The sequence below is a fragment of the Streptomyces sp. 2323.1 genome (genome assembly GCF_900221035.1).
GTDB classification, from domain to species: Bacteria; Actinomycetota; Actinomycetes; order Streptomycetales; family Streptomycetaceae; genus Streptomyces; species Streptomyces sioyaensis.
Map to the genome: position 1 here is coordinate 3,961,245 of NZ_LT907981.1, position 25,026 is coordinate 3,986,270.

The window sequence follows — 25,026 nt, forward strand, 5'->3', positions numbered from 1 at the left end:
TCACCCTTCCCTTATCGCGCGGTGGACGTGTAGGGCAGCAGCGCCATCTCACGGCTGTTCTTCACGGCCGTGGCGACGTCACGCTGGTGCTGAGTGCAGTTGCCGGTGACCCGGCGGGCACGGATCTTGCCGCGGTCGGAAATGAACTTCCGCAGCAGGTTCGTGTCCTTGTAGTCGACGTAGGAGATCTTCTCCTTGCAGAACACGCAAACCTTCTTCTTAGGCTTGCGAGCAGGCGGCTTCGCCATTGTCTCTCTCCAATGAGTTCAAGAAGTTTGTGCTGACGCCCTCAGGCCCCAGGCCGTCCCGCGGCGCTGTTTCACGTGAAACAGCGCGGAGCCGGACCGGCTCATGGACCTAGAAGGGCGGCTCGTCCGAGTAGCCACCGCCGGAGCTACCGCCCCAGCCACCGCCGCCGCCACCCTGCTGACCGCCGCCGGCCGGGCCATTGGTCGCCCACGGGTCGTCGGCGGGAGCACCGCCGCCGCCCTGCTGGCCGCCGCCGGGGCCGCCGCCCCAACCGCCGCCACCCTGGCCACCGCCCTGCTGACCGCCGCCGAAGCCGCCGCCCTGGCCACCGCGACCGCTGGTCTTGGTGATCTTGGCCGTGGCGTTCTTCAGGCTCGCGCCCACTTCCTCGACGTCGAGCTCGTAGACCGTGCGCTTCACGCCCTCGCGGTCCTCGTACGACCGCTGCTTGAGGCGGCCCTGGACGACCACGCGGGTACCCCGCGTAAGGGACTCGGCGACGTTCTCCGCCGCCTGACGCCACACCGAGCAGGTCAGGAACAGGCTCTCGCCGTCCTTCCACTCATTGGTCTGACGGTCGAAGGTGCGGGGAGTGGACGCGACGCGGAACTTCGCGACCGCCGCACCGGACGGGGTGAAGCGCAGCTCGGGGTCGTCGACAAGATTGCCGACAACCGTGATGACGGTCTCGCCTGCCATTAGGGGAACCTCTCGGCGGGTGTGCTGCTGGCTGCTGGTGTTGCTGCTACTCGGACCCGGTTACCGCTGGCGCTGTCGCGCTCAGTGGGTCTCGGGACGGAGAACCTTGGTCCGGAGGACCGACTCGTTCAGGTTCATCTGACGGTCGAGCTCCTTGACGACCGCAGGCTCGGCCTGCAGGTCGATGACCGAGTAGATGCCCTCGGGCTTCTTCTTGATCTCGTACGAGAGACGACGACGGCCCCAGGTGTCGACCTTCTCGACCTTTCCGTTGCCCTCGCGGACGACGGAGAGGAAGTTCTCGATCAGCGGGGAGACAGCGCGCTCCTCGAGATCGGGGTCGAGGATGACCATCACCTCGTAGTGACGCATGTGGAACCCACCTCCTTTGGACTCAGCGGCCACGGTCGTTCCGTGGCAGGAGGGTCAAATGCGTTTCCGCGCCGTGCCCGGCCGGTCATCCGGACAGACATAGGCGCAGACCGTACAGAGTACCTGCCTCTGGCCTTCCGGTTGAAATCCGGCCGGTACACCCCTCAATCTGGAACACAACGGGTGTGAGCGGCGTTACAGTGCGCCGCCCTGTCATGGGAGGTGCCGCATGGCACAGGCAAGGACCCAGCGCAATCTGCTCTCGCTGCTCAACAGCGACGGCAAGGACCATCCCGTCGAGAACACCCTCGCCCTCGCGACCATCGTGCTCGGCGCGATCGCCGTCTTCACCACGCTCGCTCCCAGCCTGCACCTCATCAGCTCCTGGGTCGGTCTGATCGGCATCGGTACCGGCCTCTGGGGCCAGTTCATCTCCTCCACGACAGGCGAACGCTTCCTGTTGATCATCGGCCTCGGAGCCTCGGCCGTCGGCTTCTATCTGGGCGTGGCACACGGCGGCCTTTTCGGCGGCGTCATCGGCTAGGGCCCGCCCGACGGGCCCCGCGACGATGCGGCATATGGGACCCGCGCCCGTACGGCCCAGACGGGGCGCTCCACGGTCACAGTAGGCTTCGGCGCGAGAGCCGGAGCCCCGACCATGGGGACACACCTGCCGAGGAGCGCCCCGCATGAGCCTGACCCTGAGGACCATCAGCCGAGAGCAGCATCTGGCGTATATCCAGAGCCTGCCCGCGGCAAGCCACATGCAGGTTCCGGCCTGGGCGGACGTCAAGGCCGAATGGCGGTCGGAGAGCCTGGGCTGGTTCGACGCGAGCGGCGAGATGGTCGGCGCGGGTCTGGTGCTCTACCGCCAGGTCCCCAAGGTCAAGCTCTACCTGGCGTACCTCCCCGAGGGGCCGGTCATCAACTGGCACTCGCCGAACCTGGAGGACTGGCTGCAGCCGATGCTGAAGCATCTCAAGCAGCAGGGTGCCTTCACCGTGAAGATGGGCCCGCCGGTGATCATCCGCCGCTGGGACGCCCAGGCGATCAAGGCCGGCATCCAGAACCCGGATGTGAAGCGCCTGCGGGACGTCGAGGCGACGCACATCGAGCCGCGCGCCTTCGAGGTGGCCGACAAGCTGCGCCGCATGGGCTGGCAGCAGGGTGAGGACGGCGGCGCCGGTTTCGCCGACGTACAGCCCCGCTACGTCTTCCAGGTGCCGCTGGCCGACCGCTCGCTGGAGGAGGTCCACAAGGGCTTCAACCAGCTGTGGCGCCGCAACATCAAGAAGGCCGAGAAGGCCGGCGTCGAGGTCGTCCAGGGCGGATACGAGGACCTGGCCGAATGGCAGCGCCTCTACGAGATCACCGCGGTACGTGACCAGTTCCGGCCGCGGCCGCTCAGCTACTTCCAGCGCATGTGGACGGCCCTCAATTCCGAGGACCCCAATCGCATGCGGCTCTACTTCGCGCGCCACGACGGCGTGAACCTTTCTGCAGCGACGATGCTCGTCGTCGGCGGGCACGTCTGGTACTCCTACGGCGCCTCGGACAACATCGGCCGTGAGGTCCGCCCCTCGAACGCGATGCAGTGGCGGATGCTGCAGGACGCCTATGCGCTCGGCGCCTCGGTCTACGACCTCCGCGGCATCAGTGATTCGCTGGACGAAAACGACCACCTCTTCGGCCTGATCCAGTTCAAGGTCGGCACAGGCGGGCAGGCAGCGGAGTACCTCGGCGAGTGGGACTTCCCGCTCAACAAGCTTCTGCACAAGGCGTTCGATATGTACATGGCACGCCGCTGATCCGCTTCACCGCACCGTTCGTACTCCTGACACACCGCAGCCACGAGAAAGGTTCCGGGCCCGGCCATGGCGCTCACCCTCTACGTCGACACCGCGCGCTGGCGGGCGCATCAGCAGAGCGTTCTCCAGCAGTTCCCCGGGCTCGTCCCGGTCTGCAAGGGCAACGGCTACGGCTTCGGCCATGAGCGCCTCGCCGACGAGGCAACCCGCCTCGGTGCCGACATCCTCGCGGTCGGGACCACCTACGAGGCGGCCCGTATCAAGGACTTCTTCAGTGGCGACCTGCTCGTCCTGACGCCGTTCCGCCACGGCGAGGAGCCGGTGCCGCTGCCCGACCGGGCGATCCGCTCGGTCTCCTCCGTCGAGGGCGTCGGTGGCCTGGTCGGTGCCCGCGTGGTCATCGAGGTCATGAGCAGCATGAAGCGCCATGGCGTCAAGCCGGAGGATCTGCCGAAGCTGGCCACGGCCATCGAGGACATCCGGCTCGAGGGCTTCGCGCTCCACCTGCCGCTGGACCGCACCGACGGGTCGGATGCGGTCGAGGAGGTCATCGGCTGGATGGACCGGCTCCGTGCCGCCCGCCTCCCGCTGCACACCATGTTCGTCAGCCACCTCAAGGCCGATGAACTCGCCCGTCTCCAGCAGCAGTTCCCGCAGACGCGGTTCCGCGCGCGGATCGGTACCCGGCTGTGGCTGGGCGACCACGAGGCCACCGAGTACCGCGGTTCGGTGCTCGACGTCACCCGGATCGCCAAGGGCGAGCGCTTCGGCTACCGCCAGCAGAAGGCGGCCTCCGACGGTTACCTGGTCGTGGTGGCCGGCGGCACCTCGCACGGCGTCGGCCTGGAATCGCCCAAGGCGCTGCACGGGGTGATGCCGCGTGCCAAGGGCGTGGCGCGGGCCGGCCTGGCCACCGTCAACCGCAATCTCGCGCCCTATGTGTGGGCCGGGAAGCAGCGCTGGTTCGCGGAGCCCCCGCACATGCAGGTGTCGATCCTGTTCGTGCCGGGCGACGCCCCGCAGCCGCAGGTCGGCGAGGAGCTGGTCGCCCATCTGCGGCACACCACCACGCAGTACGACCGCCTCGTGGACCGCTGAGCCGGCCCAGGCCCCGCCCGGACAGACCGAGGGCCCGGTGCCGCAGACATTCCCTGCGGCACCGGGCCCTCGGTGCACCACGCCGGTGCCCGCTCATTCCCGTACGGCGCCCCAGCGCACCCGTGGTGCCGCCTCGAACTGCATCGCATGCCGCGGCTGGTGGTGGGTCCTTCCGAGCACGAACACATCAGGGCTGTGGTCCAGGACTCCGCCCGAGGGGTCGTCGTCCCCGTCCCTGCGGATCACGTCGCGCTCCGGCAGCCAGATGTCCCGTACCACCACGGCACACAGGTAGAGGGTGCCCAAGAGGTGCAGGGCGATGGCCAGTTGGTATCCCTCCGTGGGGAGCCCCTGGTGCTTGTCGCCGTTTCCCGTGTAGGCGAGGTACATCCAGATCCCCAGGAAGTACATGACCTCGCAGGCCTGCCAGATCAGGAAGTCCCGCCAGCGCGGCCGGGCCAGCGCGGCGAGTGGGGTCAGCCACAGGACGTACTGCGGGGAGTAGACCTTGTTGGTGAGGATGAACAGCGCCACGACGAGGAACGCCAGCTGAGCGAAGCGCGGCCGGCGCGGCGCATAGAGGGCCAGCAGGCCGATGGCGCCGCAGCCGAGGATCATCAGCAGGGTGGCGTAGGTATTGGCGTTCTCCAGGGGATTCCCGGTGCGCTGCGAGATCAGCAGCCAGACCGAACCGAAGTCGATGGGCCGTTCCTGGCTGAACGTGTAGAACTTCGCCCAGCCCTCCCGGATATGGAAGCCCGCGGCGTCATGCGTGATCATCACCGGGAGATTCACCACCAGCCAGGACACCAGGGCACCGGCCACCGCCTTCCGGTAGGCGCGCCAGGCTCCCGCGCGCCAGCACAGCACCAGCAGCGGGCCCAGCAGCAGCACGGGATACAGCTTGGCCGCGGTGGCCAGCCCGATGAGGACACCGGCCGCCAGCGGCCGGCTGCGTGACCACATCAGCATCCCGGCGGCGGTCAGGGCGATCGCGAGGAGATCCCAGTTGATGGTGGCGGTGAGGGCGGCGGCGGGCGCCAGGGCGACCAGGAGGCCGTCCCAGGGGCGCCGCCGGTGGGTGCGGGTCACGCACACGGCGATCACGACTGCGCAGATCATCAGCATGCCGGCGTTGACCAGCCAGTAGATCTGTTCGCGCTGCTGGATGCCGCCTGCGTGCGGCGTCATCCAGGAGGCAACCTCCATGAAGACACCGGTGAGCACCGGATACTCGAGATACTCCATATCGCCGGGCAGCCGGTCGAAGTACGGGATCAGCCCCTCGGCAAAGCCCCGCCCCGCATAGAGGTGGGGGATGTCGGAGTAGCAGGCGTGGGTGTACTGGCTTGTGGCACCGAAGAACCAGCCGCCGTTGTAGCACGGCAGCTTCTGCACCATGCCGAGCGCGAACATGCCGATGGCGACGAGCGCGATGACCCGTACCGGGCTCAGCCAACTCGTTCCGAGCAGCGCGTGCCAGCCGATCGGCCCTCCGATCAGCTCGCTGCCGGCCGCTGCCACCTCATCCCGCTTCGTCGGCCGCACCGACTCGTCCCGTCGCACGCTCGTCATGGCCCCATCCTGCCGTACGGCCGTGGACGGAAAACGGCGAAGCCCCCGCCCGGACAAGCCGGGCGGGGGCTTCGTGGCTCCACGTTTCACGTGAAACATTCAGCGTTTCACGTGAAACGGTCGGTGCTCATCAACCGGTCGGACCGCCGAACCAGCCGCCACCACCGGTGGCGTCCGTCGGGGCAGGCGTTGGACTGGTGCCTCCGGTGCCACCGCCCGGTCCACCAGGTCCGCCTGTTCCACCTCCGTTGCCTCCGCCGTTACCGGTCCCACCGCTGTTCTTGCAGTTGAGGTCCCAGGAGGAGCAGGAGGTCGACGGGCTCGGGCTGGGCGAGTTCGTCGGGGGAGCGGACTCGCTGGGAGTCTCCGACGGAGTGTTCGACGGCGTGTCCGACGGCGTCGGGGTCGGCTTCGGAGTCGGCATGCCGTCCTCGTCCACCCGGTCCCCAATGGGCGTGGCCGGCGGGAAGTCCTCCGGCGTGACGCCCTTCATCGCCTGCAGCATGTACTCGGTCCACACCTCGGTGGGCAGCGCACCACCGTGGATCGAGTCGAAGCCACCGACACCGTTCATGGACAGCTGACGGGGGTTCTGTGCGTCCTCACGGAACATCGTGATGGATGTCGACAGCTGCTTGGTGTAGCCGACGAACCAGGCCGACTTGTTCTCGTCGGTGGTACCGGTCTTGCCTGCTGCCGGCATGTTCAGCCGCTTGGCTTCCTTCGCGGTGCCGTTCTGGATGACGTTCTGCAGCACCTTGGTCACGTTGTTGGCGATGTTGGAGTCCATCCCGGTCTCGGACTTGGGCTTGTCGAAGCCCTTCAGGTCCTCGCCCTCGAACGTCACCTTGGTCACCGAATACGGCTCGACCTTCGTCCCGGAATCGGCAAACGTGGCGTAGGCATCGGCCATCCGGATCGCGCTCGGCGTGGAGGTGCCCAGTGCGAAGGACGGGTTCAGGTTCTTGTCGAAGCTGGCCGGCGCAATGCCCGCAGCCTGTGCCATGTCCCGGACCTTGCTCATCCCGACATCCATGCCGAGCTGCACGAACGGAGTGTTGACGGACTGCTCCATCGCCTTGGTCAAGGGGATGTAGCCCCACGGGTGGTTGCTCTCGTTCTCCTGGTAGAAGACCGAGTCGTCCCGCTTCCGAACGTAGTTACCTTCAGCGTCCTTCACCTTGAGGTGGTCATTGCCGTTGTACCGGCTGTCCGGCGAGACCGGCTGGCCCTCGCTCTTGGCCGTTCCGTACTTCATCGCCGCGGCGAGCACGAACGGCTTCCAGGTCGAGCCGACCGGCACACCGAAGGTATCGGCGTTGTTGCTGAAGTGGCCCTTGTCGTAGCCCTCACCGCCGTACAGGGCGACGATCTTGCCGTCTCCCGGCACCACCGAGGCACCACCGAACTGGACGTATTTGTCCTTCGCGCGCTTCTTGGGGTCGATGTACCGCTTGTCGACCTTCTTGACCGCGGTCTCGAGCTGATTGGTGCGCTTCTCGTCGAAGGTCGTCCGGATCGTGTAGCCGCCCTTGTCGAACTGCGCCTCACTGAGCCCGGAGTGCTTCAGCACATACTTCTTCGCGGTGTCCATCATGTAGCCGATCTGACCGCTCTTGCTGGCGACCGGCTTCGGCAGCTTCGGCTTGGGGAACTTCCCCCGGTACGACTCCCGCTGCGCCTTCGACATGAGGTGGTTGTCGACCTCGCGGTCGAGGATCCAGGACCAGCGCGCCTCGGCACGCTTGGTGTTCGCCGCCCGGGTGGCTCCCGGGCTGGTACCGCCCGCCGGGTCATACAGATCCGCGCCCTTGAGCACAGTGGCCAGGAAGGCGCTCTGGTCCGGCTTCAGCTTGGCGGCGTCCACGCCGTAGTACGCCTGAGCCGCGGCCTGGATGCCGTAGGCCCCGCGTCCGTAGTAGCTGGTGTTGAGGTACCCCTGAAGGATCTGGTCCTTGTTCTTCGACCAGCCGACCTTGATCGCGATGAACAGTTCCTTGAACTTGCGGTCGAGGGTCTGCTGCTGGCTCAGCATCGCGTTCTTCACGTACTGCTGGGTGATCGTCGATCCGCCCTGGGTCTCGCCGCCCTTGGCCATGTTGAACACGGCGCGCGCAATACCCATCGGGTCCACGCCCGAGTCCGTGCGGAACGAGGCATTCTCCGCGGAGATTGCCGCATTCTGCATCGAACGCGGAATTTCATTGATCGTGACGTTTTGCCGGTTTGTCTCACCGTCGCGAGCCATGACCTTGCCATTGGCCCAGAGATAGACATTGTTCTGCGACTTGGCGGCCAGGCTTTCGTCGGGAACGTGCACCACGGCCAGCGCGACTCCGGAAACGCCGACGATCAGCCCTATGAAACCGACGCACAGGCTGGCGACCTGCTTCCAGGACGGCACAAAGCGCCGCCAGCCGCTGCGGTGGGCGCGCGGGTAATCGATCAGACGCTTCTTGGCAGGCTTTCCGCTGCCGCGACCGCGACCGCGGCCTCCCTCGGGGCCGCCGCCGCCCCCGCGCCGGCCTCCGCCACCGCGGCCACCGGCTCCGTCACCGGAGCCCATCCCAGCAGACTCGGGCGCCCTGCGGCGGCCGCTGCGCTGAGCGGCTCTGCGGGCCTCGGCACGGCCACCCTGCCGCGGCTCGTCGCCGTACGGATCGGAGGGGGAAGCAGGACCGGCGGCGGAGCCACGCGAAGGGGCGCCACGACGCCCTGGTGGCTGTGCGGCGCGTCGGGCCGCGGCACGTCCGCCACTCTGCGGCTGTGGCGGTTTGCGACGGTGCTCGCTCATGGAACGAATACTCCTCGGGCAGGCGCGCTATCTCGTCGCCTGAAGGCGGCAGTTGTCTTCAGGTCCCCCCGATGCACGGCTCGCACCTGGGGCGCGAACCGCAATACACCGAGGACGAGGACGTCAGATATCGGCCCGCGGTTCCCGGCAGTCTGCATGCCGCACAGACTACGCACGTCCAAAACCTGCCCAGTGTTGAAATTCACTCCAAATCAGTCAGGTTGAGTAGCACGAATCAGTGATGTGACGCCGTTCACCATCCCCCCTCTTGTTCCACCCAGGTGACCGTTCTATCGTCTGGATGTATCGAGTCGATACATCAGCACGACATAAAGAACGCACAGACCAGGGAGGCGGAGGATGAGCAGACGTTCCGGCATCCTTGAGTTCGCCGTCCTCGGCCTGCTCCGCGAATCCCCGATGCACGGCTATGAGCTGCGGAAACGGCTCAACACCTCGCTCGGGGTCTTCCGTGCGTTCAGCTATGGCACCCTCTACCCCTGTCTCAAGGCGCTGGTCGCCAACGGCTGGCTCATCGAGGAGACGGACGGCGCCCCGGAGGCCGTACCGGCCGCGGCGCTGACAGGGCGCCGGGCCAAGATCGTCTACCGATTGACCGCAGCGGGCAAAGAGCACTTCGAAGAACTGCTCGCCCACTCCGGACCGGATGCGTGGGAGGACGAGCACTTCGGCGTCCGCTTCGCATTCTTCGGCCAGACGTCGCGGGACGTGCGGATGCGTGTGCTGGAAGGCCGCCGCAGCCGGCTGGAGGAGCGCCTCGAGCGGATGCGCACCTCCCTGGCCAGGTCCCGCGAGCGGCTGGACGACTACACCCTCGAATTGCAGCGGCACGGCATGGAGTCCGTGGAGCGCGAAGTCCGTTGGCTGAACGAGCTCATCGAAAGTGAGCGTGCCGGGCGCGATCAGCGCGCACCGGATCCCGCAGCGCAGGACAGCAAGCACCAGTCAGGAGATACGGGCGGCCTGCCCCGGCACCGGGGTGGTTCCCGGCCGGATCCGTCCGATGACACCACCACATGAGGTTCCGTCGTGCGGAGCCTCATCGAGATCACAGGGAGCAACCGGAATGGGTTCGGTTCGCGTAGCCATCGTCGGCGTGGGCAACTGCGCCGCCTCGCTGGTACAGGGCGTCGAGTACTACAAGGACGCCGACCCGAAGAGCCGCGTGCCCGGCCTCATGCACGTGCAGTTCGGCGACTACCACGTGCGTGACATCGAGTTCGTGGCCGCCTTCGACGTCGACGCCAAGAAGGTCGGGCTCGACCTCGCGGATGCCATCGGCGCCAGCGAGAACAACACCATCAAGATCTGCGATGTGCCGAACGCCGGCGTGACGGTCCAGCGCGGTCACACCCTCGACGGCCTGGGCAAGTACTACCGCCAGACCATCGAGGAGTCCACCGAGGCCCCGGTCGACGTCGTCCAGGTCCTCAAGGACAAGCAGGTCGACGTCCTGGTCTGCTACCTCCCCGTCGGCTCCGAGGACGCGGCGAAGTACTACGCCCAGTGCGCCATCGACGCCAAGGTCGGCTTCGTCAACGCCCTCCCGGTCTTCATCGCCGGCACCAAGGAGTGGGCGGACAAGTTCACCGAGGCCGGCGTCCCGATCGTCGGTGACGACATCAAGTCGCAGGTCGGCGCCACGATCACGCACCGTGTGATGGCCAAGCTCTTCGAGGACCGGGGCGTCATCCTGGACCGCACGATGCAGCTGAACGTCGGCGGCAACATGGACTTCAAGAACATGCTCGAGCGCGAGCGCCTGGAGTCCAAGAAGATCTCCAAGACGCAGGCCGTCACCTCCCAGATCCGCGACCGTGAACTGGGCGAGGACAACGTCCACATCGGCCCCTCGGACTATGTCGCCTGGCTGGACGACCGCAAGTGGGCCTACGTCCGGCTCGAGGGCCGTGCCTTCGGTGACGTCCCGCTGAACCTGGAGTACAAGCTCGAGGTCTGGGACTCCCCGAACTCCGCCGGAGTCATCATCGACGCCCTGCGCGCCGCGAAGATCGCCAAGGACCGGGGCATCGGTGGCCCGATCCTCTCCGCTTCCTCGTACTTCATGAAGTCGCCGCCGGTGCAGTACTTCGACGACGAGGCGCGGGAGAACGTCGAGAAGTTCATCAGCGGCGAGGTCGAGCGCTGAGGCGCCCGACACACTCTCCCTCCGCAGGCCTCCGGGTATTCCACCCGGAGGCCTGCGGGCTGTGTGAGGCTGTGCCTCATGCATGCGGTGCGCGCCCTGTCCGTACTCCTCCGGCTACGCGACTTCCGTTCGCTCCTTGCCGTACGGCTTCTGTCCCAGGCGGCCGACGGGGTGTTCCAGGTCGCACTCGCGACGTTCGTCGTCTTCTCACCCGAGAAGCAGACCTCGCCCGCAGCCATCGCCTCCGCCATGGCGATCCTGCTGCTGCCGTACTCACTCCTCGGGCCGTTCACCGGGGTGCTGCTCGACCGCTGGCGGCGCCGTCAGGTCCTGCTGTACGGCAATCTGCTGCGGACCCTGCTGGCCATGGTGACCGCGGCGCTGATCGTGTCGGAGGTCCCTGACGGGCTCTTCTACGTCTCGGCCCTGTCCGTGACCGCCGTGAACCGCTTCGTCCTGGCCGGGCTCTCGGCCGCGCTCCCCAGAGTGGTCGACGGGGGACAACAGCTGGTCATGGCCAACTCCCTTGCCCCCACTGCCGGAACGCTCGCCGCGACGGCCGGCGGCGGGCTCGCTTTCGCCATCCGGCTGGCCGGCTCGGATGTGGACGCGTTCGTCGTGCTGCTCGCCGCGGCGCTCTACTTCTGTTCGGCCCTCACCTCGCTGCGCATGACACCGCAGCTGCTCGGCCCCGACCCCGCACGCCTCCAACCGCATCTGCGGGAAGCCCTGTTGAGCACGGCGCGGGGACTTGTGGAGGGTCTGCGCCATCTCGCCGAACGGCGCACCGCGGCGCGCGCGCTGCTCGCGATGACCTTGATCCGGTTCTGCTACGGAGCCCTGACGGTCATGGTGCTGATGCTGTGCCGGTACTCCTGGTCCGACACCGAATCCGAGGGCCTGGCACTGCTCGGGATCGCGGTCGTGGTGTCCGGTGGAGGTTTCTTCACCGCCGCTGTCGTCACGCCCTGGGCCGTCACACGGCTTACCGCGTTCGGCTGGATCGTCTGCTGTGCCGCGATGGACGCGGTGCTGGTGCCGTCTCTCGGGTTGTTCTTCACGCCGGGCCCGATGCTGGCGGCCGCGTTCGTGCTCGGCCTCAGCACACAAGGGACCAAGATCTCCACGGACACCATCGTCCAGTCCTCTGTCGACGACGCCTTCCGCGGCCGGATCTTCGCCATTTACGACGTCCTTTTCAACGTCGCCTACGTCGGCGCTGCCGCAGTCGCGGCCCTCATGCTGCCTCCGGACGGACGGTCCATCGCGCTGCTGGGCGTGGTGACCGTGCTGTACGCGCTGGTGGCCGCGGCAGTGGTCCGCTTCGGCCGCGGAGAGAGGCCGTCCGCCGTGCGATGAGTACCCCGGCTTCTGCGGCAGGGCCCCCGGACCGGATACCTTACGGGCGTCCTACACAAGCCTGTACACATCAAAACCGGGGGAATCCCATGACCACGCCGCCTCAGGGCGCGAATCCGTACGGCCAGGCGCCGTACGGACAGCAGCCGTACGGACAGCCGCCCTACGGGCAGAACCCCTATCCGCAGGCACCGCAAGCGCCGCAGGCTCCTTATGGCCAGCCCCAGGGCGGCTACCCCCACCCCCCGCAGCCGCAGGCTCCGTACGGGCAGCAACCGCAGCCGGGTTACCCCATGGCTCCGCAGCAGCCGTACATGCAGGGCGGGCCTCCCGTGCCGCCGCCGCGGCCCGCCAAGAGCCGGTCCCCCAAGGCCATCTTGAAGGGCATCGGGCTCGTCCTCGGGCTGATCGTCATCGCCGTCGGCTGGATCAGCAGCATGGACGACGCAGAATCCGCCGAGGTCGGCGACTGCGTGCACAAGTCCAGCAGCTCGCTCGATGACGGCCTCGAAGTGGTGGATTGCGGAACCTCGAAGGCCCAGTACAAGGTGACCGCCGTGCACAACGGCACCTCGGACACGTCGGTGTGCCCCGCGGGTCAGCCGGCCTACGTCAAGGAAACGCACCGTCGCAGGCGCGCCGACACCGCCATGGTGCTCTGCCTGACCGCCGCGAAGTAGCCGACCTGACGGCATCGGATAGGCGAGGAGCGGTGTTTCACGTGAAACACCGCTCCTCGTTTCACGTGAAACGTGACGGCTGATCGACCGCACGTTTCACGTGAAACATCAGCTCTGAGTGGCCCACCACTCCTTCAGCGCGGCGATGGCCGCCTCACGATCCATGGGACCGTGCTCCAGCCGAAGCTCCAGCATCTGCTTGTAGGCCTTGCCGACCTCGGGACCCGGGCGAAGCCCCAGGATCTCCATGATGTCGTTGCCGTCCAGATCCGGGCGGATCGCGTCCAGCTCTTCCTGTTCCTGCAGCAGCGCGATGCGCTCCTCAAGCCCGTCATAGGCGCGCGACAGGGCACCGGCCTTGCGCTTGTTGCGGGTGGTGCAGTCCGAGCGGGTGAGCTTGTGCAGCCGCTCCAGCTGCGGGCCGGCGTCCCGCACATACCGGCGGACCGCGGAGTCCGTCCACTCGCCCGTCCCATAGCCGTGGAAGCGCAGATGCAACTCCACCAGCCGCGAGACGTCCTTGATCATGTCGTTGGAGTACTTCAGAGCGGTCATCCGCTTCTTGGTCATCTTCGCGCCCACCACCTCGTGGTGGTGGAAGGAGACCCGGCCGTCCTGCTCGAAGCGTCGCGTCCTGGGCTTGCCGATGTCATGCAGCAGGGCAGCCAGCCGCAGCACAAGATCGGGGCCGTCCTCCTCGAGGTCGATCGCCTGCTCCAGGACCGTCAGCGAATGCTCGTAGACGTCCTTGTGACGGTGATGCTCGTCACTCTCCAGCCGCAGTGCGGGCAGCTCGGGCAGGACCTGGTCGGCCAGGCCCGAATCGACGAGCAGTCGCAGTCCCTCGCGCGGGTGCGGAGCCAGGATCAGCTTGTTCAGCTCGTCCCGCACGCGCTCCGCGGAGACGATCTCGATACGGTCCGACATCGCCTTCATCGCGGCGATGACCTCGGGCGCGACCTCGAAGTCCAGCTGCGCGGCGAAGCGGGCTGCCCGCAGCATCCGCAGCGGGTCATCGGAGAACGACTCCTGCGGCGTCCCCGGCGTCCGCAGCACGCGCGCCGCCAGGTCCTCCAGACCGTCGTGCGGGTCGACGAACTCCTTCTGCGGCAGCAGCACCGCCATGGCGTTCACCGTGAAATCCCGGCGCACCAGATCCTGCTCGATGGTGTCCCCGTACGACACTTCCGGCTTGCGAGAGGTGCGGTCGTATGCCTCGGAACGGTAGGTCGTGACCTCAATGTCGAACGAGTCCTTCTTGCAACCGACCGTCCCGAAGGCGATACCGACCTCCCAGACCGCATCGGCCCAGGGACGGACGATGTTGAGGACGTCTTCGGGGCGGGCATCGGTGGTGAAGTCCAGGTCATTGCCGAGCCGGCCCAGCAGCGCATCCCGGACCGACCCGCCGACCAGGGCAAGTGTGAACCCGGCCTCCTGGAATCGACGGGCCAGGTCATCCGCAACGGGGGACACCCGCAGCAGCTCGCTCACGGCACGACGCTGCACATGGTTCAGCGCGTTCGTCGACTGCGGGGTCCGCTCGGAGAGCGGGGCGGGGAGGTCATTGTTGGCGTTCGGCACAACAAAACAGGGTACGTGGCCGCGCAGCCCCAGGCGTCACGTAATAAAGGGGACAGGCTGGGCGCACTGCCCGCTGCGCCGCCATCATGTGGAGCAGTCCCTGGCACTCCGGCGCGGCGGGCCTCGTTACCATTCGTGGACGCACATTCCGAACGACCACAGACGACGACGAGGGACGGGCGAGCGCGTGGCCGAGGCGGCAGGGTTCCAGGCGACTGAACGGCCGCGTGGTCGATGGCTGCGAAGGACCGTGACACTGCTCACTGGAGTGCTCCTTCTCGTGGGGCTGCTCCAGGTCCCGCACGCTCCCTCCGCCCAGGCGGCTCCCACCGGCTCTCGGACGGTCGATGTGACGATCGACTCGATGTCCCCGGCCGCTCCGTCCAAGGGCGATACGGTCACCGTCTCCGGCACGCTGATCAACGACGGCCGCAGCACGATCACGGACGCCAAGGTCGCCATGCACCGCGGCGGCCCCATCGGCGGCCGCAGCTCCATCGAGAGCCTGTCCCGTCGCACCGGCTATCTGCCGGGCGCGGACGGCGAAGCAGTCGACGGGCGCACCGAGAAGATCGGCAAGCTGGAGCCCGGCGTCAGCCAGCCCTTCAGCCTCAGCGTGCCGGTCAAGGATCTCGACCTCGGCAAGGACGGGGTGTACCAGCTCGGTATCTCTCTGTCAGGGCGCTCCGCGGCCGCACCGTCGGGGCAGGTCCTCGGTTTCGACCGGACGTTCCTCCCCTGGCAGGAGTCCGACGCCGAGAAGAAGACGCAGCTCACGTACATGTGGCCGCTGGTCTCCTCCACGCACCTCACCGCGGAGACCGACGCCGACGCCCAGCAGACACCGGTTTTCCGTGACGACGACCTCGCTGCCGAACTCGCGCCCGGTGGCCGGCTGCAGCAGATGGTCGCGCTCGGCAAGAACCTCCCGGTGACCTTCGTCATCGATCCCGACCTGCTCGCCACGGTCGACGCGATGACCAAGTCGTACCGGGTGAACGGCCCGGACGGCCCCATGGGCAAGAACCAGGCGGTCGCCAAGCAGTGGCTGCACGAACTCGAGGAAGCGGTCAAGACGCACGAGGTGGTCGCGCTGCCCTTCGCCGACCCCGACCTGGCCTCGCTGGCCCACCACGGCAAGGGCGTGCCCAGCGCGCTCAGCCACCTCGGCCCGGCCACCGACCTCGCCGACAAGACCGTGGACACGATCCTCGGCCTCAAACCGCGCACGGACTTCGCCTGGCCCGTCGACGGCGCGATCGACTCCTCCATCGTCGATGTCGCGACCTCGGCTGGTGCGCACAACGTGATCACCCGCAGCGACAGCCTCCGCGAGGCCGGCGGGCTGTCCTACACCCCGACGGCCGCCCGCCCCATCGGCGGCGGCAATACCGCCGTCGTCGCGGATGCGCAGCTCTCGCGGGCCTTCGAAGGCGACATGTCGAAGGCGGGAAACTCCGCCCACGCGGTCCAGGAGTTCCTCGCCCAGACCGAGATGATCAACCTTGAGGACCCGGGCCGACAGCGCAGCATCGTCGTCGCACCGCAGCGCATGCCGTCGGTCAGCCAGGCCCAGGCGATGGCCACCGCGCTACGGGATCTCAAGCAGTCCGACCGCTGGACCCAGCCGCTGAACCTCGGCGGCGCGGCCAAGGCCAAGCCCGACCGCGCGGCCACCCGTCACGTCCCGAGCGGCAGCTCCTATCCGTCGTCGCTGCGCCGACAGGAACTCCCCACCGAGGCCTTCCGGCAGATCCAGGGCACCCAGTCCGCGCTGGACGACTACCAGGTGATCCTGGCCCAGCCGGAGCGCGTGGTGACCCCGTTCGGCAACGCCATAATGCGGGAGATGTCGACGCAGTGGCGGGGTGATCCCACCGGCGCCAAGGCGTTCCGTCACTCCGTCCGCAGCTACCTCGACGGCCTGACCAAGAAGGTGCACCTGATCCAGAAGTCGGAGGCGACGCTCTCCGGGCGCAGCGCCACGATTCCGGTGACGGTCCAGAACAACCTGGTCCAGGGCGTCAAGGACATGACGCTGAAGCTGACCTCTTCCCAGCCGAACCGTCTGGACGCAGGGAAGCCGCAGACGATCACCGTGGACGGCGGGCACAGCCAGTCGTTCAAGTTCGACACCACAGCGAATGCGAACGGCCGGGCGTGGGTGACCGCCCAGCTCTACACATCGGACGGAAAGCCCTACGGTGACCCCATGACGTTCCAGGTGAACGTCACGGAGATCACCGCGACGGTGATGCTCGTCATCGCGGGCGGCGTGCTGCTGCTCGTCCTCGCCGGCGTGCGGATCTACCTCCAGCGCAAGCGGGCAGCCGGCCGGCCTGCCGAGGACGGAACCGACGGAGAGGGATCCGACGGGGACGGAACCGACGGAGACGGGACCGACGGCGATACGGGCACGGACGGCGACAACGGCGGCACGGACGGCGACGAGCCCGAGCAGCCGAGTGACCCCACGCCGGACACCGGTTCGGAAAGCTCCGACCCGTCCGGCTCAGGTGAGAAAGTAGACCGTTGATAGATGGCGGGGCCGGATGGCCGGCTACGGATGAGGTGGGGCAGCGATGAATTCGCCGTACGACGGTGACCGGGGCCGGGGCGCCAGTGGCGACCCCAACGGGCCGGTCCCTCCGACGCCCCCCTTGCCCGCAGACCAGGACCCCTACGTCCAGGACGCCTACCGCAACGATCCGCACCGTGCCCAGGACCCCACGGCACAGGATCCGGTGACCGAGGCGCTCTACGACCGCGCCGCGCACCCGCCGCCAGGGCAGCCCACACAGCCGCTCTACCAGCAGCCTGCTGCCGGCCGGCACGCCCCCGATCCGCAGCTGTGGGCCTCACCTCCGCCGCCCGAGCCCCAGGGGCCCAGCCGCAACCTCCCGTACGGCGACGCCGCGGCGACCACCCAGTTCGTGGGCGTCGACGACCTGATCACCCAGGCTTCCCAGGAACGTCCGGAGCCGGATGCCTTCGCGCATCTCTACCGGGACCAGCAGCACTACGAGCCCCAGCACCCGCCCGCGGCACCCGGCCCGGAGGCCGTACCGCAGCAGCCCACGCCGGAGCCGGAGCCCGCCCCCGTGGCGGCGGCCGGCAAGCCGTCCGGTGGCCGGGCCTCCGGCCTGCTCAAGTCCAGCGCGGTGATGGCCGCCGGCACGATGGTCTCCCGTCTGACCGGCTTCGTCCGCTCGGCGCTGATCGTCGCGGCGCTCGGTGGTGCGGTGCTGGGTGACTCCTGGCAGGTCGCCTACCAGCTTCCGACGATGATCTTCATCCTGACCATCGGCGGCGGTCTGAACTCCGTCTTCGTGCCGCAGCTGGTGCGCGCGATGAAGGAGGACGACGACGGCGGCGAGGCCTATGCCAACCGGCTGCTGACCCTGGTCATCGTGGTCCTCGGCGTGCTGACGGTCCTGGCGGTCGTGGCCGCGCCACTCCTGGTGAAACTGGTCTCCCTCGACATCTCCCGCGACCCGGCGGCCAACGAGGTCGCGGTCGCGTTCACCCGCTACTGCGTGCCCACGATCTTCTTCATGGGCCTGCATGTGGTGATGGGCCAGATCCTCAACGCCCGTGGCCGCTTCGGCGCGATGATGTGGACCCCGGTCCTCAACAACATCGTCATGATCGCCACCTTCGGCCTGTTCATCTGGGTCTACGGCACCGCGAAGACCTCGCACATCGGCGTCACCACCATCCCCGACGAGGGCATCCGGCTGCTGGGCATCGGCACCCTCCTCGGGCTCGTCGTCCAGGCGCTGGCCATGATCCCGTACCTGCGCGACGCCGACTTCAAGCTCCGGCTGCGCTTCGACTGGCGGGGCCACGGCCTGGGCAAGGCCGCCAAGCTCGCCAAGTGGACCGTGCTGTTCGTGCTCGCCAACCAGGCGGGCGTCCTCGTCGTCACCCAGCTCTCCACCTGGGCCGGCAACACCGCCAACGACCAGGGGCACCCGGGCACCGGCTTCATCTCGTACGCCAGCGCCCAGCTGATCTGGAACATGCCACAGGCGATCATCACCGTCTCCGTGATGGCGGCGCTGCTGCCGCGGCTGGCACGGTCCGCGCACGACGGTGACGCCGGGGCCGTCCGCGACGACATGTCGCAGGGCCTGCGCACCTCCGCCGTCGCCATCGTCCCGATCTCGTTCGGCTTCCTGTCCCTCGGCATCCCGCTGTGCACGCTGGTCTACGGCTCGTCCGGCGCCGGGGTCCCGATGGGCTACATGCTGATGGCCTTCGGCGTGGGCCTGATCCCGTTCTCGGTGCAGTACGTCGTCCTGCGCGCCTTCTACGCGTACGAGGACACCCGCACCCCCTTCTACAACACGGTGATCGTCGCCGCCGTGAACGCCGCGGCCTCCGCCCTGTGCTTCCTGATCCTGCCCGCCCGCTGGGCCGTGGTCGGCATGGCTGCCTCCTACGGCCTGGCGTACATCATCGGCGTCGGCGTGGCCTGGCAGCGTCTGAGCAAGCGGATGGACGGCGACCTCGACACCGCGCACGTCGTCCGGACCTACGCCCGGCTGGCCGGCGCGAGCATCCCGGCCACGATCATCTCGGGTGCCGCGGTCTACGGCATCATGCAGACGCTCGGCAGCGGTGTCCTCGGGTCGCTGGCCGCTCTGGTCGTCGGCGCCGCCGCACTTCTGGCCGTGTTCTACGTAGCCGCACGCAAAATGCGCATCGAGGAACTGAACGCCCTGGTCGGCATGGTCCGGTCGAAGCTGGGGCGCTGAAAGAGCACAACCATCGACTGCCACCGTGTGTCGTGCATAGTGGCGGACTGTGGGCACAATTGTCTTGGCTCATTGAGCCTGCAACGGATGGGGAGGCAGGAACGACGGTGGCGGAACGGAGCACGGCTGCCGTCGACGTGGCTGACACGAGCGGTGAAGAACCGCTGACCGCCAAGGCGGGTAAGGCCACGGACGACGGTGCTAAGGCCGAGAAGGTATCCGGCAGGGAAAACGACGCCGCAGGCACCGACGAGGAGTGTGCCGAGGCGATCGAAGCCCAGCCACCGGAACTGCACAGCGGCCACAAGCTTGCCAGACGTTATCGCCTCGAGGAGTGCGTCACCCGTCTGGACGGATTCAGCAGCTGGCGCGCGGTCGACGAAAAGCTGCGCCGCGCCGTCGGCGTACACATCCTGCCGGCCGAGCACCCACGGGCCCGGCCGGTGCTGTCCGCCGCCCGATCCTCGGCGCTGCTCGGCGACCCCCGGTTCGTTCAGGTTCTGGACGCCGTCGAGGAGAACGACCTCGTCTACGTCGTCCACGAGTGGCTGCCGGACGCCACCGAGCTCACCACGGTGCTCGCCAACGGCCCGCTGGAGCCGCACGACGCCTACCAGCTCGTCAGCCAGGTCTCCCAGGCCATGGCCGCCGCGCACCGCGAGGGGCTGTCCCATCTGCGGATCACCCCCGGCTCGGTGCTGCGGACGGAGTCCGGGCAGTACCGCATCCGCGGCCTGGCCGTCATGGCGGCACTGCGCGGCATCACCTGCGAGCACCCGCAGCGCACGGACACAGAGGCGATCGGCGCGCTGCTCTATGCCGCGCTGACCCAGCGCTGGCCGTACGAGAACGACGCCCACGGCCTCACCGGCCTGCCGAAGGGCGTCGGGCTCATCGCGCCCGACCAGGTCCGTGCCGGCGTGCACCGCGGGCTGTCCGAGCTCGCCATGCGCGCTCTGATCAACGATGGCGCCACGGCCTCCCGCCAGGAACAGCCCTGCACCACCCCCGAGGAGCTGGCCAAGGCCGTCGCGGCCATGCCGCGCATCCGGCCCCCGGAGACGGCGTTCACCACGCCGCCGCCGTACCAGCGCACGGGGTATCAGCAGGGCAGTCACCGGCAGACGTCGGTCCACAGCGGCCCGTCCGCGCGGCAGACGCAGCCGGTCGCCACGCCTCCGCCCCCGCTGCAGAGCCGCACCGGCCGGGCCCTGAAGTGGTCCGTCTCCGCCCTGCTCATCGCGGCGCTGGGGCTGGGCAGCTGGCAGCTGGCGGACACGCTGCTGAAGCGGGAACACGACCAGGACGAGCCGCAGAACTCCCAGCCGCAGCAGGGCGCCAAGAAGAAGCCCGCGAAAACCCTGCCGATCGCCGGAGCCACGGAGTTCTCCCCGCTCTCGGAGGCGTTCTCCGCGGACAAGGCCTCCGCCGCGGCGGACGGCGACCCGTCGACCGCGTGGGTCACCAAGCGGTTCAAGGGGTGGCCGAACTTCGGAAACCTGCCGAACCGCAAGGACGGAAGCGGCGTCGTCATAGACCTCGGTAGCGCCAAGGACGTTTCCGGCGTGCAGGTCAGCATGTACCGCCCGGGGCAGACCGCAGAGATTCTGGCCGCCGCCCCCTCCGCATCGAATCCGGCCTCTCTCAGTGACTTCTCCCAGCGGATCGCGACGTCGTCGAAGGCCGGCGACAAGCTGACGGTGAAGCTGGACAAGCCGGTGAAGACCCAGTACGTCCTGATCCACATCACCGAGCTGCCCAGCGACGGGGAATCAGGCTGGTTCCGAGGCGGAATTTCCGATGTGAAGGTCACCGGCTGAGCGACCGGTGAGCCGGCGCGCGAGGCACTGACTGCGCAGAGACCTGGCGCCGAACCCATGCGGTTCGGCGCCAGGTTGCTTTGTGGCCCCAGACAGGGCCGAAGTAGTGCCATAAGCTGTGCGGCGGGCCTTGCGACCGAGGAACGATCTTGGTGAGATCACGTCAGTCCCAAAGGGAGGGGGTCTTTTCATGAGCTCGCTGGACGACTGCAGCGATCAAGACCTCCTCAGCCGCCACGTCGCCGGCGATCCCGATGCCTTCAGTGAGATCGTCCGGCGCCATCGCGACCGGCTCTGGGCGGTGGCGCTGCGCACCCTCGGCGACCGCGAAGAAGCCGCCGACGCCGTGCAGGACGCCCTGGTGTCCGCCTATCGCGCGGCCCATACCTTCCGCGGCCAGTCCGCCGTCACCACCTGGCTGCACCGCATTACGGTCAATGCGTGTCTGGACCGGGCCCGCAAGGCCGCCTCGCGGCGCACCTCGCCCGTCGCCGAGACCGAGCGGCTGGAGCAGCTTCTCGAACCTGAGGAATCCGCCGCGGCGCCGGCCGAGCGTGAGGACCTGCACCGCGAGTTGCTCGGTGCCCTGCGCACCCTTCCCGAGGAACAGCGGGCCGCTCTGGTCCTCGTCGATATGCAGGGCTACCCCGTCGCGGAAGCCGCGGCGATCCTCGAGATCCCCACCGGCACGGTGAAAAGCCGCTGTGCACGAGGCCGTGCTCGGCTCCTTCCCTTGGTCACCCATCTGCGCGCCGACGACGGGGGTAGCAAACCCGCGAGCGGGGGAAGGAACCGGGCGCAGGGGACATCCGTCCCACCGACGGCAGGACCCAAGGGCACAGGTGCCGTGAAGGGCGGAGGTGGGCGAGCGTGACATCGACTACCGGCACGGGGGAGCACCCCACAGGCGAGCACCCGGAGGTCGCCGAGATCTCCGACCTCACGGACGGGCTGCTGTCCCCCGCCCGCACCGCGGATCTGCGCCACCACCTCGCCACCTGCGCGCTGTGTGCGGACGTCTACGCCTCCCTGGAGGAGATCCGGACGCTGCTCGGCACGCTCCCCGGCCCGGTGCGGATGCCGGCCGATGTCACCGGTCGCATCGATGCCGCCCTCGCGGCCGAGGCGCTGCTGGATGCCACCGCTCCCGCTGGCGGGGTCACTGTTTCACGTGAAACAGTCACCGCTCCGGTCTCCGTTTCACGTGAAACCAAGGACGAGCCGCCCAGCCGTGCCACGCCGCCCACCCGGCCCGCCGGGCGCCCTCGGGGCTCCTCGGGTCCGGGTCGGCCATCGCCGGGGAGCCGCTCGTCCCGTGCTCGGCGCTGGCCCCGGATCCTGCTCGGGACCGCAGCGGCCGCGGCGGTCCTGAGCTTCGGTGGCTTCCTCCTCCAGAACGCCGCTCTCGACGGCACCCAGGCAAGCACCCCCCACCCCCATGCCACCACCGAGAAGAGCACCACGGCGGCAGGAGATCTGACCGCCGCCAACCTTGGCTCACATGTCGACGATCTGCTGGCGTCCAAGGGCTCGCACAAAACCCCGGACCTCGGCACCCGAAGCTCCCCCGACAGCCCGCTGCGCGGCAGCGCCGACACCGTTCCGTCGTGTGTACGCCAGGGCATCGGGCGTACAGAAGCTCCGCTCGCGTCCAGCCACACCCGCTACCAGGGCAAGGACGCTTACCTCGTGGTGCTGCCGGACCCGACCGATCCGAAGCGTGTCTCTGCCTATGTCATCGCGTCCTCGTGTGTCTCCGCCACACCACCCGCTCCCGGGGCGGTCCTGCTGAAGCACTCGTACCAGCGAGACTGAGTGACGAGACGTGCGCTGTGACACTCCGGGAATGCTCGCCCCGTAGGATCCGTTGGGTGGGGTGAGACATTCCGAGAGCCCCAGCAAGCAGTCGGCAGAGACAAGGAAGACACCCGTGAGCGACGTCCGCAACGTGATCATCATCGGCTCCGGGCCCGCGGGCTACACCGCAGCGCTCTACACCGCCCGCGCGTCCCTGAAGCCGCTCGTCTTCGAAGGTGCTGTCACCGCCGGAGGCGCGCTGATGAACACCACCGACGTGGAGAACTTCCCCGGCTTCCGCGACGGCATCATGGGGCCGGACCTGATGGACAACATGCGCGCCCAGGCCGAGCGCTTCGGCGCCGAGCTGGTGCCGGACGACGTCACCGCGGTCGACCTCTCCGACGAGATCAAGACCGTCACCGACTCTGCCGGAACGGTGCACCGCGCGAAGACCGTGATCGTCAGCACCGGCTCCCAGCACCGCAAGCTCGGTCTGCCCCGTGAGGACGAGCTGTCCGGCCGCGGCGTCTCCTGGTGCGCCACCTGCGACGGCTTCTTCTTCAAGGACCAGGACATCGCCGTGATCGGCGGAGGCGACACCGCGATGGAGGAGGCCACGTTCCTCTCGCGCTTCGCCAAGTCGGTCACGGTCGTCCACCGCCGTGACACCCTGCGCGCCAGCAAGGCGATGCAGGAGCGTGCCTTCGCCGACCCGAAGATCAAGTTCGTATGGGACAGCGAGGTCGCCGAGATCCACGGCGAGAGCAAGCTGTCGGGCCTGACGCTGCGCAACCTCAAGACCGACGAGACCGCCGAGCTGCCCGTCACCGGACTGTTCATCGCAATCGGCCATGACCCGCGGACCGAGCTGTTCAAGGGCCAGCTGAAGCTCGACGACGACGGCTACCTCAAGGTCGATGCGCCCAGCACGCGTACCAACCTGACCGGCGTCTTCGCCGCCGGCGATGTCGTCGACCACACCTACCGCCAGGCGATCACCGCGGCCGGCACCGGCTGCTCCGCCGCCCTCGACGCCGAGCGGTTCCTAGCTGCGCTGTCGGACGGCGAGGCGACGGCCGAGCCGGACAAGACCGCCTCCGTCTGACCCTCGCACCCAGCTTTCCCACCACCCACCCAGTAAGGAGATTGCCATGGCCGGCGCCACGGTGACCGTCACGGACGACAACTTCGAAGAGGTCGTCCTCAAGAGCGACAAGCCCGTTCTCGTGGACTTCTGGGCCACCTGGTGCGGCCCGTGCCGCCAGGTCGCCCCGTCCCTGGAGGCCATTGCCGCCGAGCATGACGAGATCGTCATCGCCAAGCTGAACACCGACGAGAACCCGGCGACCACCGCCAAGTACGGCGTCATGTCGATCCCGACGATGAACGTCTACCAGGGCGGCGAGGTCGTGAAGACCATCGTCGGCGCCAAGCCGAAGGCCGCGATCGTGCGCGACCTCGAGGACTACCTCGCCTGAGGCACGCCGTCACGTTTCACGGGAAACGGGCCCTCCCCCTCGCGGGGTGGGCCCGTTCTCTGTTTCACGGGAAACAGCGCCTCACAGCGGCCGCAGCGCGGGCTCCTTCTGCACGGCACCCAGCAATCGGTCGAGCGCCAGCTCGACGTCTTCCTTCCACGAGATGGTGCTGCGCAGCTCAAGACGAAGCCGGGGAAAGCGGGGGTGAGGGCGAACGGTCTTGAAGCCCACCGCAAGGAGATGATCAGCTGGCAGCACACATGCCGGCTCGCTCCAGCGGGCGTCGCCAAAGGCCTCGATGGCTTTGAAACCACGCTGGATGAGGTCCTTGGCGACCGTCTGCACCATCACCCGTCCCAGCCCCTGGCCTTGGTAGCCGGGAATCAGCCAGGCCGTCAGCAGTTGCACCGCGTCCGGCGACACCGGGCTGGTGGGGAAAGCCGTGGAGCGCGGCACATACGCCGGTGGGGCGTACATCACGAAGCCCACGGGCACCTCGTCGACATAGACCACCCGCCCGCAGGACCCCCACTCCAGCAGTACCGCCGAGATCCAGGCTTCCTTCTCCAGCTCGGGGCGACCCGCCTTTACCGCGGCCTCGCCGCTGACGGGGTCGAGCTCCCAGAAGACACAGGAGCGGCAGCGCTTGGGGAGATCCGGAAGGTTGTCCAGCGTGAGCGGTACGAACCGACGGCCCATGAACTCAGGTCCTCACTTCCCTCGCCTGCCGCACCGCGCAGCACCGTCAGTGCCGCCTGCTCTCTGAGCAGACCTCCAAAG

At 68.1% G+C, this 25,026-nt stretch carries 21 protein-coding genes; 14 read left to right on the forward strand and 7 right to left on the reverse strand.

Translation table 11 applies throughout. The annotated features are described in order from the left end of the window. Positions 1-11: 11 nt before the first annotated feature. The 3 genes from rpsR to rpsF all read right to left on the reverse strand — a co-directional run bounded on the left by rpsR (position 12) and on the right by rpsF (position 1,320). The gene (rpsR, locus tag CPH93_RS16820) at positions 12-248 is read right to left on the reverse strand and encodes a 30S ribosomal protein S18 (protein ID WP_003978893.1); all 237 of its coding nucleotides are present in this window, start codon (positions 246-248) and stop codon (positions 12-14) included. A 109-nt stretch (positions 249-357) separates the two neighbouring features. Further along, complete coding sequence (locus CPH93_RS16825) at positions 358-948, reverse strand: single-stranded DNA-binding protein (RefSeq protein WP_006604398.1); 591 nt, start codon at positions 946-948, stop codon at positions 358-360. Between the two features lie 81 nt (positions 949-1,029). Next, positions 1,030-1,320: a 30S ribosomal protein S6 gene (rpsF, locus tag CPH93_RS16830; protein WP_006604399.1), complete on the reverse strand. Its 291-nt coding sequence runs from the start codon at positions 1,318-1,320 to the stop codon at positions 1,030-1,032. Between the two features lie 229 nt (positions 1,321-1,549). On the opposite strand from rpsF, the gene CPH93_RS16835 reads away from it, so the two are divergent. The 3 genes from CPH93_RS16835 (at position 1,550) to CPH93_RS16845 (ending at position 4,226) form a co-directional block, all read left to right on the forward strand. Further along, positions 1,550-1,864, forward strand: a complete 315-nt coding sequence (locus CPH93_RS16835; protein WP_006604400.1) for a hypothetical protein — start codon at positions 1,550-1,552, stop codon at positions 1,862-1,864. A gap of 145 nt (positions 1,865-2,009) precedes the next feature. Next, entirely contained in the window at positions 2,010-3,128 is a 1,119-nt protein-coding gene (locus CPH93_RS16840) for a lipid II:glycine glycyltransferase FemX (protein ID WP_093484181.1), read from the forward strand. Between the two features lie 66 nt (positions 3,129-3,194). Next, positions 3,195-4,226 (forward strand): alanine racemase, encoded by a 1,032-nt coding sequence (locus CPH93_RS16845; RefSeq protein ID WP_093484180.1) that lies wholly within the window; start codon positions 3,195-3,197, stop codon positions 4,224-4,226. Positions 4,227-4,319: 93 nt separating this feature from the next. On the opposite strand, the gene CPH93_RS16850 is transcribed toward CPH93_RS16845, so the two are convergent. Both CPH93_RS16850 and CPH93_RS16855 read right to left on the reverse strand, forming a co-directional pair. Continuing rightward, positions 4,320-5,801, reverse strand: coding sequence for a glycosyltransferase family 87 protein (locus CPH93_RS16850; protein ID WP_096213334.1), 1,482 nt, complete (start codon positions 5,799-5,801; stop codon positions 4,320-4,322). A 130-nt stretch (positions 5,802-5,931) separates the two neighbouring features. Further along, the gene (locus tag CPH93_RS16855; RefSeq protein WP_231977385.1) at positions 5,932-8,595 is read right to left on the reverse strand and encodes a transglycosylase domain-containing protein; all 2,664 of its coding nucleotides are present in this window, start codon (positions 8,593-8,595) and stop codon (positions 5,932-5,934) included. 360 nt (positions 8,596-8,955) lie between these two features. Here CPH93_RS16855 and CPH93_RS16860 point away from each other — a divergent pair, with 360 nt between their 5' ends. The 4 genes from CPH93_RS16860 (at position 8,956) to CPH93_RS36185 (ending at position 12,804) form a co-directional block, all read left to right on the forward strand. Continuing rightward, positions 8,956-9,636: a PadR family transcriptional regulator gene (locus CPH93_RS16860; protein WP_093484178.1), complete on the forward strand. Its 681-nt coding sequence runs from the start codon at positions 8,956-8,958 to the stop codon at positions 9,634-9,636. Between the two features lie 46 nt (positions 9,637-9,682). Beyond that, entirely contained in the window at positions 9,683-10,765 is a 1,083-nt protein-coding gene (locus tag CPH93_RS16865) for an inositol-3-phosphate synthase (RefSeq protein ID WP_096213335.1), read from the forward strand. 78 nt (positions 10,766-10,843) lie between these two features. Continuing rightward, a complete protein-coding gene (locus CPH93_RS16870) occupies positions 10,844-12,124 on the forward strand; it encodes an MFS transporter (RefSeq protein ID WP_093484176.1) in 1,281 nt (426 codons plus the stop codon). An 89-nt stretch (positions 12,125-12,213) separates the two neighbouring features. After that, positions 12,214-12,804, forward strand: a complete 591-nt coding sequence (locus tag CPH93_RS36185) for an LppU/SCO3897 family protein (protein ID WP_173909684.1) — start codon at positions 12,214-12,216, stop codon at positions 12,802-12,804. A gap of 108 nt (positions 12,805-12,912) precedes the next feature. On the opposite strand, the gene CPH93_RS16880 is transcribed toward CPH93_RS36185, so the two are convergent. Beyond that, positions 12,913-14,388: a CCA tRNA nucleotidyltransferase gene (locus CPH93_RS16880; protein ID WP_093484175.1), complete on the reverse strand. Its 1,476-nt coding sequence runs from the start codon at positions 14,386-14,388 to the stop codon at positions 12,913-12,915. 250 nt (positions 14,389-14,638) lie between these two features. Here CPH93_RS16880 and CPH93_RS16885 point away from each other — a divergent pair, with 250 nt between their 5' ends. The 7 genes from CPH93_RS16885 to trxA all read left to right on the forward strand — a co-directional run bounded on the left by CPH93_RS16885 (position 14,639) and on the right by trxA (position 24,246). After that, complete coding sequence (locus CPH93_RS16885) at positions 14,639-16,924, forward strand: DUF6049 family protein (protein ID WP_096213336.1); 2,286 nt, start codon at positions 14,639-14,641, stop codon at positions 16,922-16,924. A 46-nt stretch (positions 16,925-16,970) separates the two neighbouring features. Further along, on the forward strand, positions 16,971-19,148 hold the full coding sequence (gene murJ, locus CPH93_RS16890) for a murein biosynthesis integral membrane protein MurJ (protein ID WP_096213337.1): 2,178 nt from the start codon (positions 16,971-16,973) through the stop codon (positions 19,146-19,148). Between the two features lie 107 nt (positions 19,149-19,255). Next, complete coding sequence (locus CPH93_RS16895; RefSeq protein ID WP_093484172.1) at positions 19,256-20,968, forward strand: protein kinase family protein; 1,713 nt, start codon at positions 19,256-19,258, stop codon at positions 20,966-20,968. 190 nt (positions 20,969-21,158) lie between these two features. After that, the gene (gene sigM / locus CPH93_RS16900) at positions 21,159-21,842 is read left to right on the forward strand and encodes an RNA polymerase sigma factor SigM (protein WP_093484171.1); all 684 of its coding nucleotides are present in this window, start codon (positions 21,159-21,161) and stop codon (positions 21,840-21,842) included. Beyond that, positions 21,839-22,783, forward strand: coding sequence for an anti-sigma factor family protein (locus tag CPH93_RS16905; RefSeq protein ID WP_096213338.1), 945 nt, complete (start codon positions 21,839-21,841; stop codon positions 22,781-22,783). Before sigM ends, CPH93_RS16905 begins: the two co-directional genes overlap by 4 nt. Positions 22,784-22,898: 115 nt before the next feature. Next, complete coding sequence (gene trxB, locus CPH93_RS16910) at positions 22,899-23,873, forward strand: thioredoxin-disulfide reductase (RefSeq protein ID WP_006604415.1); 975 nt, start codon at positions 22,899-22,901, stop codon at positions 23,871-23,873. A 46-nt stretch (positions 23,874-23,919) separates the two neighbouring features. Next, a complete protein-coding gene (gene trxA / locus CPH93_RS16915) occupies positions 23,920-24,246 on the forward strand; it encodes a thioredoxin (protein WP_006604416.1) in 327 nt (108 codons plus the stop codon). Positions 24,247-24,327: 81 nt separating this feature from the next. On the opposite strand, the gene CPH93_RS16920 is transcribed toward trxA, so the two are convergent. After that, a complete protein-coding gene (locus tag CPH93_RS16920) occupies positions 24,328-24,945 on the reverse strand; it encodes a GNAT family N-acetyltransferase (RefSeq protein WP_093484169.1) in 618 nt (205 codons plus the stop codon). Positions 24,946-25,026 lie beyond the last annotated feature (81 nt).

Bases quoted from the DNA above. Each gene is read 5' to 3' on its own strand.
- CPH93_RS16845 (WP_093484180.1), top strand. From the start codon at position 3,195: ATGGCGCTCACCCTCTACGTCGACACCGCGCGCTGGCGGGCGCATCAG.
- CPH93_RS16920 (WP_093484169.1), bottom strand. From the start codon at position 24,945: ATGGGCCGTCGGTTCGTACCGCTCACGCTGGACAACCTTCCGGATCTC.
- murJ (WP_096213337.1), top strand. From the start codon at position 16,971: ATGAATTCGCCGTACGACGGTGACCGGGGCCGGGGCGCCAGTGGCGAC.
- CPH93_RS16870 (WP_093484176.1), top strand. From the start codon at position 10,844: ATGCATGCGGTGCGCGCCCTGTCCGTACTCCTCCGGCTACGCGACTTC.
- CPH93_RS16825 (WP_006604398.1), bottom strand. From the start codon at position 948: ATGGCAGGCGAGACCGTCATCACGGTTGTCGGCAATCTTGTCGACGAC.
- rpsR (WP_003978893.1), bottom strand. From the start codon at position 248: ATGGCGAAGCCGCCTGCTCGCAAGCCTAAGAAGAAGGTTTGCGTGTTC.
- sigM (WP_093484171.1), top strand. From the start codon at position 21,159: ATGAGCTCGCTGGACGACTGCAGCGATCAAGACCTCCTCAGCCGCCAC.
- CPH93_RS16860 (WP_093484178.1), top strand. From the start codon at position 8,956: ATGAGCAGACGTTCCGGCATCCTTGAGTTCGCCGTCCTCGGCCTGCTC.
- trxA (WP_006604416.1), top strand. From the start codon at position 23,920: ATGGCCGGCGCCACGGTGACCGTCACGGACGACAACTTCGAAGAGGTC.
- CPH93_RS36185 (WP_173909684.1), top strand. From the start codon at position 12,214: ATGACCACGCCGCCTCAGGGCGCGAATCCGTACGGCCAGGCGCCGTAC.
- CPH93_RS16835 (WP_006604400.1), top strand. From the start codon at position 1,550: ATGGCACAGGCAAGGACCCAGCGCAATCTGCTCTCGCTGCTCAACAGC.
- CPH93_RS16850 (WP_096213334.1), bottom strand. From the start codon at position 5,801: ATGACGAGCGTGCGACGGGACGAGTCGGTGCGGCCGACGAAGCGGGAT.
- CPH93_RS16865 (WP_096213335.1), top strand. From the start codon at position 9,683: ATGGGTTCGGTTCGCGTAGCCATCGTCGGCGTGGGCAACTGCGCCGCC.
- rpsF (WP_006604399.1), bottom strand. From the start codon at position 1,320: ATGCGTCACTACGAGGTGATGGTCATCCTCGACCCCGATCTCGAGGAG.
- CPH93_RS16840 (WP_093484181.1), top strand. From the start codon at position 2,010: ATGAGCCTGACCCTGAGGACCATCAGCCGAGAGCAGCATCTGGCGTAT.
- CPH93_RS16855 (WP_231977385.1), bottom strand. From the start codon at position 8,595: ATGAGCGAGCACCGTCGCAAACCGCCACAGCCGCAGAGTGGCGGACGT.